The following is an 11,127-nucleotide window of genomic DNA, read 5'->3' as shown; positions in this document are numbered from 1 at the left end:
GTGTATGAGGTCGTCGCGTTGGCGAGCGGTAAGCGTCCTGAGAGCTTGGTGTTGCTGATCGGCACTCCGGGACCGAACCCTGACAACGTGTTGGCGCAGTTCCGGCAGCATGCCAGCGAACATCCTGAGGACACATCGCAGGTGTATCGGGAGTTCTCCGCTTCGGGGTTTGAGGATCACGGCACAGATTGTGAGCATTGCTGGACGTTGGCAAATCCCGCGTTGGACGATTTCTTGCACAGGGATGCGTTGACAGCCTTGCAGCCGCCGAAGATGAGCGAAAGTCACTTCCGCAGAACACGTTTGGTGCAATGGGTAACCGGTAACGCAGACCCGATCCTGCCTGGTGGCTTATGGGCTGACCTATCGACGGGTCAGGGCGTGCCTGATGGTGCCGAGGTTGTTCTGTCTTTCGACGGGAGTTATTCGGGCACTGATGCGACGGTGCTGACAGTCGCGACGGTTTCGACTCAGCCGCATCTTGATGTAGTGCAGGTGTGGGCGCGTCCCAACTACTCGGATACGGAGTGGAAAGTTCCGATTCTGGAAGTGGAGCAGGCGATTAGGGATGCGTGCCGCCGTTGGATCGTGAAAGAGATTGCCGCTGATGATTACCGCTGGCAGCGTTCCCTAGCCGTTCTGGAGTCCGAAGGGTTGCCGGTGGTGAAGTTCCCTCAGACGGTGTCACGGATGAGCGCTGCGACTGCTGAGTTTCTGACGGCGTGCCGTAATGGTCAGGTGTCTCATTCGGGTCATCCGGTGATGGCTGAGCATCTGGGGAACGCGGTGCTGACTGAGGATTCTCGCGGCGGTCGGTTGGTTAAGCAGTCCCGTAGTCGTCATGCGGGTCGTATTGATGCCGCGATCACTGCCGTTATGGGTTACAGCCGTGCGTATTGGTTGGCGACTCACCGTAAGAAGCGTTTCCGCGCTGCTTCGTTCCGATATCAAAGATGAGATGAAATATGACCGATGACCTAATTGAGCTTCTTCAGTTGTTGGACAGCCGCCAGTACCGATACGGCTTGTTGGAGCGCTACTACCAGGGTGCCAGCCCGCTGAGCTTCCTGAGCCCGTCTGCGAAGTTGGCTCTACGTAACTTCGATCAGCTGTCTTCGAACCTGTGCCGTACTGCTGTGGTGTCGCTAGCGGAGAGATTGCGTCCTTCCGGTGTGGACGGCAGTGATGCGTGGGGGCTGTTTGAGTATTCGAACTTGGATCAGCTTGCCGCGCAGGTGCATAAGGATGCTCTGCTGTACGGGGTTGGCTTTGTGCTGTGTTGGACGGACTCGCGGGGTAAGCCTCGCGCCACTGTGGAAAGCCCGCGTGAAGTGTGTGTGTTCCGTGATCCGGTCACCAGGGATGTTACGAAGGCTGTGAAGCGTGTCCGCACCGCGAAGACCACCGAAGCTTGGGTGTATTACCCGGATCGTGTGGAGCATTGGAGCGCGAAGACTCCATCTGCCGGGAATGCGGGCTATGAGCTGGTGGAGACGGTTCCCCACGATTTGGGTCGCGTCCCTGTTCACGCCATCGGGCATGAGGATGAAGCGTCGGTTATTGACGATCTGCTGACCATTCAGGATGCGATCAATAAGTTGCTGTTGGACATGATGGTTGCTTCTGAGTACGCGGGTCGTCCGCGTCGTTTCGCCACGGGGATCGAGTTGGTTCAAACGCCGGTCGTTGATGATCAGGGTGCTGCTGTAACGGATCCGGTGACGGGTGAGCCGGTGACTGTGGCTACGAATCCGTTCCCTGATGAGAACGAGATGATGACAAGCGAGAATCCTGAAAGTCGTTTCGGTGCAATACCTTCAGCGGATTTGAAGCAGTTTGAGTCGGGTATCCGGGTGTTGATTTCGCAGGCAATGATGGTTTCCGGGCTTCCGGCGCATTACGTGGGTTTGCTTCAAGATTCAGTCACGAGCGCAGACGCTCTTAGAGCCGCTGAAGCTGCATTGGTTGCTCGTGCTGAAGCTAGGCAACGCCAGTACGGGGTTGGGTGGGAATCGGTAGCCCAAAGTCTGGTGAGTATCCGTGACGGTGTTGACGCTGATGGGGTGACGGCAAGGATTAAGTGGAGTCCCGCCGATACCCGTTCAGAAGCGCAGTCCGCAGACGCCACGGTTAAGCTGCACGCTGCTGGAATTGTCTCTAGGACAACGGCTTTGAAGCGTTTAGGGTTCGCGGATGATGAGATTGAGCGAGAGCTTGAACTACTGCTGGACGACGAGTTCATATCAGTGAAAGCTCACGACGCTCAGCGCGCGGCTGCGTTGGGGTTCGCCAGTGACAACGGTGTGCGCGTGAAGGATCAGAAACTAAACCCCGCGTTGATCCCTAGCTGATTGCTGTTTTCGTGGCTGTGCGTGGCGTACAGCCTTGCTTTTGACCTATTGGAAGAAATGATGACTGTTGAAGATGCGACTGATGAAGTGACGACCGATGAGCGGGACGCCACGGACGACGACGTAGATGTGACCGAAGATGATGCCGACGACGCAGAAACCTTCCCGGCGCATGTCGTGAAAGAACTTCGTGAGAAGAACGGGAAGTACCGCACCCGCGCCCGTGACGCAGAAGCACGCGTGGATGAACTGAGCCGCGCCCTGTTCACAGCCAGAGTGACCGCTACCGGCAAGCTGGCATCCGCTGATGAGCTGGAATACAACGCTGAGCTGTTGGACGACGACGACGCGCTGAATGCTGCTATTGATGATTTGTTGGTGAAGCGTCCGCATTACGCAGCTCGTAAAGTGACGGGTGATGTGGGGCAGGGTCTTAAAGGTAAGCGCGAAGAGAAGTTTTCGCTTCTAGGGCGTCTGCAACAGTCCGTTTGAGAGTATAATTAATTGTAGAGAGCTTGCCTTTCGTATTCCATTTTGTGGGCTTGTCCCGTTCCCGTAGCCGTGCGCTTTCGGTGTCTCTGTTTCTTTTATCGAAAGTTGTTTTGTTATGGCTATTCAGACTGCGGCTACACAGCCCACATTGACCGCCGCCGAGGTCGCGAACCTGTTGGTTCAGCCCCTTGAGCAGGAATCCACCTTCCTGAGCGCTGGTCCTCAGATTATTGATACTGCTGGCCCGCTTCGTGTGCCGCGTATCGCTTCGGGTGCTTCTGCCGGGTTCGTCGCGGCTGGCGCTCAGATCAGCGACTCTAATGTCAGCTTTGACGAAATTCAGTTGCTACCAAGCTCTTTGAAGGGAATCAAGTCTCTTACCAAGCTCAGCGCTGAGTTGATCCGTCAGGCTACCCACACCGTTGGAGCGTTGGACCAGGTAGTTAGCACCCGTCTGGTGACTGATGTGAGCAACGTGTTGGACGCCGCGCTGTGGGACGGCACTGGAGCTTCGGACACCATTAAAGGCATTCTGCGCGCCACCGGGATTCAGACTGGTGTTCTAGATTTGGCTGAGCCGGATTCTTTGATTGATGGTTTAGCGGTTGCGCAGGGTAATAAGGTTCGTCCTACGCATTGGGTGATGACTCCTGCTGCTTTTGCTGCCATTCGTAAGGTGAAGGTTGGCACTGGTGACCGCAGGTATGTTATTGAGCCGTCAACCATTCAGAACGGTGTGAGTTTTGTTTTGTTCGGTCTGCCGGTGATTATTACCGATAATATTCCGAACGTTTCCGGTAAGGCTCGTGTGGCATTGGTGGACTTCAGCAAGGTTGTCGTTGCGAGGGATGAGAACCCTTCGGTGACGATTCTTGATCAGACGTTCGGTGACTACGACACCGTAGGTATCCGTGTGACGGCTCGTTTTGACGTTGGTTTGTTGCAGCCTAAGGCTGTAACTCTGTTGACGGCGGCGTGATTCGTGGCGGCTCCAACGGTGGCAGAGCTGTCGAATCTGCTTAATCGTCCTGTGCCTGAAGCGCATGGGTTAGCCGCCCTGCACAACGTCACTCTGATGGCACGCTCCTACACTAGGGGCAGAGGATTTGTGAACGGCATCCCGTGTGAAGAGATTTCTGGCGTCATCGTGTCGGCGGCGTGCAGGTTGGTAGCGAACCCTCGCGGTATTGATATGGCGGAGTCTCGCGGTCCTGAATCGGTATCTTTTCGGGGGTCGTTCTCCGGCTGGTCAATCCCAGAACTGTTTGTTCTCAATAACTTTCGTGAGCGTGCGAAGTGATCGTTAACGTCCATAGGGCTACCGAAAAAGGTTTCTACGGCATGAAAGCCGATAGCCGCATCCTCTTGGGGCAGCTTGAAGGTGTCGTGCTCGGCGGCGAATCAGCGCAGCCAATGGGAACAAATTTCCCCGGCGTTGTGTCCACGGAGGGTCAGTTCGGTATCCCACGCCGCCAAGCGTCCAACATCATCGTTCAGCAGGACGACCGTTTAGAGGTTGTGTATGGGTCGGTGATGCCGTCTCAGTTGCCGGTGTCCCTGTCCCAGGTGGACGGCTCGTGGTGGAAAGTGACATCGCTGAGGCAGTGGGACTTCCCGAACACCCTGACTGGAACACTGCCCGAGTATTACTGGGTTGACGTGATCGCTACGTCAGCCTGAAAGAATTTGCGACCGCTGGTTTGTTGCCTTTTCCAGCGCGTTCGAAGTGCGGTCCATTCCTTTCCGCGCGCAGTCCCCCTCGTCCTCTTGCCCACATATCGGAGAGTCCTAAAACCAGCTCTTCGGGCAACGACGGGGGGATTTCTGTTTTCTACAGGTTTCCAGGTGCCGGTTATCCGCCTGGTTGCACCCGACAGAGACGGTGCACAGCCCTCGTGAGTTTCATACGGCTTGCGGGGGCTTCACCATGTCACGGGCGGCGGCGGAATCCTGAAACCGTTCGCGGCCAACCATGTATCCCAGTCGTCAACGGCCTGGGTCGCAACCGTAAGTGCATCGTATTCGATCCCGTCAGCTTCAAGAGTCCACGCGACGGTGCTATACCCCGGCACAGTGCGCTGAGTTCCCCAGGTTTGAGCCATCTTCTTTCGGATTCGCTGCTCTTTTATGTCGGCCCATCCGGACTTCTCCGCCGTGACTGCGCTTGTCTGCGTGTTTCCGTGATGCTTCGCGCCGTTGGCAATGTCCGCACAGATAGCAATCGCGACAGACCAGTCCGCACTCTGGCGATTCTTGAAGACCAACCCGCGAGGGTCAGCGGTACCGGTCGATTTTTGAACCCAGTACATGAGGCTGAGCACTTCAGCACAGAAGTCGGTGAGAACGTCGCGGGGATCAATGTGTGGCGTGCTCGTCTCGTCGGCAGCCTGCTTTAGAAGGTCGAACGCGCGCTGCATCCGCTTGTACTGGTCTTTCCAGTTTGTGTCCAGCACAGGTCCCTCTATGGCTTGTAGCGATCCGGCACACTCTGCTTCAACTGCTCGTTAATCTGGCTGACTAGGGATAGCTCGTGCTCGGTCTTGGCCTGAGCGTGCTGGGCTGCCTTATGCGCTTGCTGGGCTGCGTCCGCTAGTTCGCGGTCCCACCTCTGAATGTTTGACGCCACCGCGTCGATGCTGGAGGTCTTCAATGCCCAGCCGCGTGCATACGGAACGTCCAGCAGCACTTGGTAGCCGTACCTACCCAACAGGACAATTTCAAAGTCGTTTACCGACCGCGAGAATCCCACCCGGATGGGGTACGTGTCGCTCGGCTGCCCTCCGCCGTTGAACCAACGGTTGGAGTAGACGCATTCCGATGGCAGCTCGACGGCGGCGACGTAGAGCGGAGCAGGCTGGCTCATCAGGTACCCCTGTTTCAGTGGCGGAGACTGCCAATATTACAGGGATGTAATTCAAGCCGCTATGAGTTTTCGGTTCACACGATCACTCGACACGCTGTTGCATGTTAGTTGCATGTCATCTGCTTAGGCGGTCTAGATATAAGCTCTGAACTGCGTGAATCTTGGTGCGCGATACTGGGATTGAACCAGTGACCTCTTCCGTGTCAGGGAAGCGCTCTCCCGCTGAGCTAATCGCGCGGGTACATCCTTGGAGGTGGAGACGGGAATCGAACCCGTGTGCACGGCTTTGCAGGCCGTTGCCTCACCACTCGGCCACTCCACCGCTGGGGTTGATGCCACTGCATCCTCGAGCGGATGACGGGATTCGAACCCGCGACCCTCACCTTGGCAAGGTGATGCGCTACCAACTGCGCTACATCCGCGCGCCACGTGCGAGTTCGTCGCCCGTCGCGATGCACGACGATAGTCCACGCAGCTAGGCAGACACAAATCCCTTGCTCGCGCGGCGCGCCGCGGGTCAAAACAGCTGGTAGGCCTCCCTCGAAATGGCGAAGCCGTGGCCCTCGGAGTTCGAGCAGCTGATGCCGGAAGGCTCGCTGTTGCAGCTCATGCCGCCGCCGGCTTGGAACTGCCCGAACTCCAATGCCGGACCGCTGCCGAGGGTGGTGTCTCCGGCGCACACGAACGACGCAGGGCCGGTCGGGCTCAGGGTGATGCCCTGCCCGTAGTCGGTGAAGTCAGGGCAGTCGGCGGGTCGTGGGGGAGGTGTCCAGGCGCGCTCAGCGATGTCACACCGAACCAAGTCGTCGGCCAGGATGCAGCCGATGTTGCCGCTCGGCGACGTGAACCCGACGAGGTCGGCTGATGCGGTCGGGGCGAGTGGCGCCGCGACGGATGCCGCTGCCGCGGCGGCGAATACCCAGCGCCTCATGCGTGCGACGATACTTTGCGGAGTGCACGAAGCGCGGGTCGAATCGGGAGTCTGAGCGACCGCCCGGATTCCTGGGTCAGCACCGGCGCGTGTTAGTCTTCTGCCTCGTTCGATTCGTCGAATGCCCCGGTCTCGTAGCTCAGTGGGAGAGCGTCCGCCTCACACGCGGAAGGTCGCTGGTTCGAACCCAGCCGGGACCACCACAAAAAATCGCAGGTCAGAGACCAATTCCTCGCTCCGGTAGGGCATTTTAGAAGCCGTCGTTGCCCCGCGATGGGGCCAGAATGGGGCCAAAGCTGACGATGGGGCCAGGCGGCCGCTCAGTGGTACCGAACGATGCAGAACTCGTTGCCCTCAGGGTCACCGAGCACGACGACGATGCCTTCCGGGTACTCGTGCCGCTCACCGGTCTCCCGTCCACCGAGTTCAAGCACGCGCTCGATCGCCGCGCTGATGTCGTCAACGGTGACATCGAGATGGATGCGGACCTTTGCGCTCCGCGGTTCTGGAACGGGCTGGAAGTTGATTCGTGGTTCGTAGTCATGCCGCGAAGCCAGATGCTTCCACCCCGGCAGACCGGGCTCGACGTCGCGACTAAGCATCGCTCCCCAGAACGCTGCAAGCCTGGCCGGGTCGACGCAGTCGATGGTGAGCCCGCTCCATCGAGTTCGCATCCTTGGATTCGACCTGATCTGTGTGGCCTCGTCGATCAGTTTCGGGAATGTCAGGCACCGGCCTCCACACTGTTTGTCGCCCAGCAACCAAATAGCCTCGTAATGGGCCGAACGGCAGGCAGAGCGCGCTGTTGAGCTTCCGTGTCAGTCGGGGCCGACGATGCGCTACGTGCCGGGTGTGGCGAAGACGAAAAGAGCCATGAAGGCGATGTTGATGAAGTAGATGGCTTCGACGAGGCCGACCGTGATGAGAAATGGTGTGAAGAGCCGTGATTGGGCTTCGGGTTGGCGGGCCACGCCGGCGATGAACTGAGATCCGGCCATGCCGTCTCCGATGCCTGCGCCGATGGCGCCGCCAGCCAGAATGATGGCTCCCGCCAAGAGTGCATCGCCCACGATGGGATCAGCGGCCACGATGAACCTCCTATGTCGATTGGTGTAGCAGGGACTCGACTGCGGCCACGGCGTGGGCCACGCCGTCTTCAGCGCTGATGTCTGCCCTGAGCCGACGAGCGTTGTCGCGCAGTCGTTGGTCTGTGACCGCGGCGCTCATGGCGGCGGCGAGGCGATCCGCGGTGAGACGGCGCTGGTTGATGGTGGCTGCGGCGACGCCGAGTGCGGTGATGCGGGCAGCCCAGAACGGGCCATCGCCGTAGGCGGGTAGGGCGATGGTCGGAACGCCGGCGCGCAGTCCTGCCGCGGTGGTTCCTGCGCCGCAGTGATGGGCGACGGCCGACACTCGGGGGAACAGCCAGTCATGTGGGGTGTCACCGATGGTCATCACGGTGTCGTCGTCGGAGTGCAGCTTGGTCCAGCCAGCCTGAATGAGGGTGCGAACACCTGCCTTCTTGGCTGCTTGCGCGATGATGCCGGAGAGTTGTTCGGCGCGGGCTGGGGTGGTCATCATGCTGCCGAAGCCCACGAACACCGGGGCCGGGCCTTCGGAGAGAAAGCGGGTCAGTTCGGCGGGCGGGGTCCAGCCGGCCGAGGCTGCGGGCCACCAGTATCCGGTGACGTCCAGGCCGGGGCGCCAGTCTGGCGGCCGGGGAGCGACCAGAGGCGAGTAGCCATGCAGGATGGGCCAATTCGCTGCGGTCCGCTGGCGGCGTAGGGCGCGGGTCGATGTGCGAGGCAGGCCGAGTTCGCGGCGGAAGTCACTCACAACGCGTCCGTACGTACGATCGACCAGCCATGAAACCACCTGTGCTGCAGCACGGTTGGCGACGGCCCCTGCTGACCCTGCGCCGATGATGGCGGGCGGATGCAGTGCCGTGGCTGACAAAGGCTGGAGTCGAACACCGAGGGAGGGAATGGCTTTCGATTCTGCCCACGGATGGCCGGCCATTTCGGCGAACGGAGACAACAGCACGATGTCGGCGGGTTCGTCTGCGACCGCGGCGAGAATGTCCTGCCCGAGCGCCCGCATTCCGGCGGGGGAGGCGAACGCTGCCAACCCCTTCATGGGCTGGACCTCGGCGCCGTCGGCGGCAAGCTGCAACTCGGCTGGTAATTCGCGAAAAGCCAAGCCGCAGCCGGTGATCATGTCGGCGAATGGGGTGTAGGCAGCGAGGCTCACGGTGTGGCCGGCCTGTTGCAACGCGACACCGACACCGGTCAGCGGAGCCACGTCGCCGCGACTGCCGACGGCGATGATGACGACCCGGCTCATCGTTGTACCGCCACGGCGCGGTTGATGATGGTGACGAGGTCTTCGCTGTAGGCGGGGGCATCGAAGTCCGGCTCGCGCAGGATCTTATCCACGACGGCGTTGACGGCACCCCTTAGCGCGACCGACATCGACTCCACGGGAAAGTCTCCGAATTCCTTGTCACGTTGTCCTGCAAGAAGAATCGACGTTGGATCCAAGTCGGCGAGTTGGTCTCTAAGATCGTCGGTCATCCCCAGTTGATCAAAGCGGCGACCGTCGCTGGGTTGAAAGCCCGCGCTCAGTTGCGCCAGTGCCGCCAACTGTGTCCGGTGCTCGTCGAAATAGGCGATGTTAGCTCTGATGTAGGCGGTCAGCTTTCCCGCCGACGTGTCCTCGGCGCGCAATGCCGGCGCGACCGCTGCGAGTGCCGAACGATACATCTGCTCGATGACTGCGTCGACCAGGTTGTCCTTCGTCCCGAAGTGGTAGAGCACGGCGCTCATCGCCACCCCGACCCGGTCTGCGATCTTGCGAATCGAGGTTTGGGCCCAGCCGATTTCTGCGATCACCTCAATCGCCGTCGTCACAATCTGCGCACGTCGCGCCGACTGCGTGAAGGTCACCTTCTTCGGATCAGATCGCACGAACTGATATTAGATCAATTGATCAATAAGCGGTAGGCCCGAGCAGATGCTTGCCAACCACGGGGTTGGAATTCGTCTTTCACGCCGAGCTCAGGCGAAGTACGCGCCCCGGTCGCTGTTCAAAGCGCGGGCTTATCTGTCGGTGGAATCAGACGGGCTCAGCGATCGTCTTCTGGTGTGTCGCGCCGACGCTGTACTTTTTCCGGGAAGAGCAACTCGGACGTGCCATCGGGCCGAACCGCAATCATTCGGGCCTACTCGTCGAGTCCGACCGTGGTAATTCCCCGCGGCCGGAGAATCTCGCCGTAGTTGGTGCGAGCGAGGCTCTCAGCGATAGCTTCGGGTAGATCGTCCTCGCGGGCGTCAGCCATTGGTCTACAGCTGCTTATCCGCAGGCCGGTCGTCGAGAGCATCCAAAGCTGAAGCGACAACGTCGAGTTCGTCGTCATAGAGATCGGCGTAAATGTGGGCCGTCACAGTGATCGACGCGTGACCCATCGTCTTCTGCAACATCCGAAGATCAGCACCGGCACGACGAGCGAGCGAGGCATACGTATGGCGCAGATCGTGCACGCGCATCGCAGGCTTCCCGATGTCGTGGATAACAGAACGCCATTTCGTCGACCGCTTCCAATTCTCCAGACCCAGCAACGACCCGTTTCGCGACATGACGGCAGGCGCGCCGGGGCTGCGGCCGGCGACGCGCTCACGAAGGATCGGAAGAAGCAGCTGAGGTATCGGAATTGATCTGCGACCGGCGGCACTCTTCGGATTGCCCTCGACGAGTTTGCCGCCGACTTGGGTGATCGAAGGACGCACGCGGATCCTGCGCGCTCGGAGGTCGACATCCTCGACTCTCAGACCGACAAGCTCTCCGAAGCGAAGCCCGGTGTAGGCAAGGAGCATGACGACTTCGCCTTGAGAGCCGCACGCCTCGGCAAGAGCGGCGACTTCAGATGTCGTGAGGTAGGTGTGCGTGGTCTGTCGCAGTGGCGGGACTTGGTGCGAGAGGCAGGATTCCGTGACAGCAGTTGACCGCCGTCGATGGCGTAGTCGAGGGTCATCTTCAAGACGGAGTGAATCATCTGACAGTCCGGGGGCTCAGACCGGATGTGCTCATCTCGTCGACCCACGATTGGATCGAGTGATGATCGATGCGGGCGACATACCAGCTGCCGAATTGTGGCTCAGTGCGCGACCGCCAGTTGTCCTGGTAGCCGCGTCGGACTTTGGGGCTCAGATCGACGCGGGCGGCGAGCCAGGATTTGTAGACGTTGGCCACCGATTCCTTGCCGAGATACTTCATAGCGTGAATGTCACCGACGCCGACCACATCGGACCAGGCGATCTGAAACCAGCCGGTCGGTCTCATCGAAAGGGGCGGCTTTGCCATGAACGAAAGCGTAGAGCGATCAATGAAATTTGCATAGTGACCTCAATGAAACTCGAACGGTTGCCGCGCCGGTTCGCACTCCGTGCAGGCATCGAGTCCTGCGCCGCCTCACTCAACGACACAGTGAATAG

12 protein-coding genes, 4 tRNA genes and 1 pseudogene are annotated in these 11,127 nt (G+C 59.7%); 6 read left to right on the top strand and 11 right to left on the bottom strand.

All coding sequences use genetic code 11. The annotated features are described in order from the left end of the window. The 5 genes from P9A17_RS31755 to P9A17_RS31735 form a co-directional block, all read left to right on the top strand. Positions 1-957, top strand: a 957-nt coding sequence (locus tag P9A17_RS31755; protein WP_278042779.1) for a terminase TerL endonuclease subunit, incomplete at its 5' end; no start/stop codon positions are given. Positions 958-965: 8 nt separating this feature from the next. Next, a complete protein-coding gene (locus P9A17_RS31750; protein WP_278042778.1) occupies positions 966-2,351 on the top strand; it encodes a phage portal protein in 1,386 nt (461 codons plus the stop codon). 21 nt (positions 2,352-2,372) lie between these two features. Next, positions 2,373-2,843 (top strand): hypothetical protein, encoded by a 471-nt coding sequence (locus P9A17_RS31745; protein WP_278042777.1) that lies wholly within the window; start codon positions 2,373-2,375, stop codon positions 2,841-2,843. 115 nt (positions 2,844-2,958) lie between these two features. Then, on the top strand, positions 2,959-3,822 hold the full coding sequence (locus P9A17_RS31740; RefSeq protein WP_278042776.1) for a phage major capsid protein: 864 nt from the start codon (positions 2,959-2,961) through the stop codon (positions 3,820-3,822). 362 nt (positions 3,823-4,184) lie between these two features. Then, positions 4,185-4,523, top strand: a complete 339-nt coding sequence (locus P9A17_RS31735) for a hypothetical protein (RefSeq protein ID WP_278042775.1) — start codon at positions 4,185-4,187, stop codon at positions 4,521-4,523. A gap of 242 nt (positions 4,524-4,765) precedes the next feature. Here the strand turns inward: P9A17_RS31735 and P9A17_RS31730 are convergent, their stop codons facing one another. From P9A17_RS31730 to P9A17_RS31705, 6 genes are all read right to left on the bottom strand, one after another. Then, entirely contained in the window at positions 4,766-5,296 is a 531-nt protein-coding gene (locus P9A17_RS31730) for a hypothetical protein (protein ID WP_278042774.1), read from the bottom strand. An 8-nt stretch (positions 5,297-5,304) separates the two neighbouring features. Next, positions 5,305-5,706, bottom strand: a complete 402-nt coding sequence (locus tag P9A17_RS31725) for a hypothetical protein (RefSeq protein ID WP_278042773.1) — start codon at positions 5,704-5,706, stop codon at positions 5,305-5,307. A gap of 162 nt (positions 5,707-5,868) precedes the next feature. After that, positions 5,869-5,943 (bottom strand) — tRNA-Val (locus P9A17_RS31720). Between the two features lie 11 nt (positions 5,944-5,954). After that, positions 5,955-6,028, bottom strand: a tRNA-Cys gene (locus tag P9A17_RS31715). Positions 6,029-6,055: 27 nt separating this feature from the next. Beyond that, a tRNA-Gly gene (locus P9A17_RS31710) sits at positions 6,056-6,128 on the bottom strand. A gap of 95 nt (positions 6,129-6,223) precedes the next feature. Next, positions 6,224-6,637, bottom strand: a complete 414-nt coding sequence (locus P9A17_RS31705) for a DUF6636 domain-containing protein (protein ID WP_278042772.1) — start codon at positions 6,635-6,637, stop codon at positions 6,224-6,226. 128 nt (positions 6,638-6,765) lie between these two features. Between P9A17_RS31705 and P9A17_RS31700 the strand changes: the two genes are divergently transcribed. Further along, a tRNA-Val gene (locus tag P9A17_RS31700) sits at positions 6,766-6,840 on the top strand. 117 nt (positions 6,841-6,957) lie between these two features. On the opposite strand, the gene P9A17_RS31695 is transcribed toward P9A17_RS31700, so the two are convergent. The 5 genes and pseudogenes from P9A17_RS31695 to P9A17_RS31675 all read right to left on the bottom strand — a co-directional run bounded on the left by P9A17_RS31695 (position 6,958) and on the right by P9A17_RS31675 (position 10,996). Next, entirely contained in the window at positions 6,958-7,311 is a 354-nt protein-coding gene (locus P9A17_RS31695; RefSeq protein WP_278042771.1) for a VOC family protein, read from the bottom strand. Positions 7,312-7,476: 165 nt separating this feature from the next. Then, entirely contained in the window at positions 7,477-7,710 is a 234-nt protein-coding gene (locus tag P9A17_RS31690; protein ID WP_278042784.1) for a F0F1 ATP synthase subunit C, read from the bottom strand. A gap of 25 nt (positions 7,711-7,735) precedes the next feature. Continuing rightward, positions 7,736-8,980, bottom strand: a complete 1,245-nt coding sequence (locus P9A17_RS31685; RefSeq protein WP_278042770.1) for a glycosyltransferase — start codon at positions 8,978-8,980, stop codon at positions 7,736-7,738. Further along, positions 8,977-9,582 carry a TetR/AcrR family transcriptional regulator gene (locus P9A17_RS31680; RefSeq protein ID WP_278042769.1) on the bottom strand — a complete coding sequence of 202 codons (606 nt, stop codon included), beginning with the start codon at positions 9,580-9,582 and terminating at the stop codon, positions 8,977-8,979. The genes P9A17_RS31685 and P9A17_RS31680 overlap by 4 nt, the downstream gene beginning before the upstream one ends. A 396-nt stretch (positions 9,583-9,978) precedes the next feature. Next, a pseudogene (locus P9A17_RS31675) lies at positions 9,979-10,996 on the bottom strand (site-specific integrase). Positions 10,997-11,127 lie beyond the last annotated feature (131 nt).

This window comes from Mycobacterium sp. 236(2023), from assembly GCF_029623955.1.
Lineage (GTDB): Bacteria > Actinomycetota > Actinomycetes > Mycobacteriales > Mycobacteriaceae > Mycobacterium.
The sequence above is the reverse complement of the archived record's forward strand: the minus strand, read 5'-3'. Positions and strand labels throughout refer to the sequence as shown.

Coding starts and splice junctions, on each gene's coding strand:
- P9A17_RS31750 (WP_278042778.1), top strand. CDS start 966: ATGACCGATGACCTAATTGAGCTTCTTCAGTTGTTGGACAGCCGCCAG.
- P9A17_RS31740 (WP_278042776.1), top strand. CDS start 2,959: ATGGCTATTCAGACTGCGGCTACACAGCCCACATTGACCGCCGCCGAG.
- P9A17_RS31735 (WP_278042775.1), top strand. CDS start 4,185: ATGAAAGCCGATAGCCGCATCCTCTTGGGGCAGCTTGAAGGTGTCGTG.
- P9A17_RS31725 (WP_278042773.1), bottom strand. CDS start 5,706: ATGAGCCAGCCTGCTCCGCTCTACGTCGCCGCCGTCGAGCTGCCATCG.
- P9A17_RS31705 (WP_278042772.1), bottom strand. CDS start 6,637: ATGAGGCGCTGGGTATTCGCCGCCGCGGCAGCGGCATCCGTCGCGGCG.
- P9A17_RS31695 (WP_278042771.1), bottom strand. CDS start 7,311: ATGCGAACTCGATGGAGCGGGCTCACCATCGACTGCGTCGACCCGGCC.
- P9A17_RS31685 (WP_278042770.1), bottom strand. CDS start 8,980: ATGAGCCGGGTCGTCATCATCGCCGTCGGCAGTCGCGGCGACGTGGCT.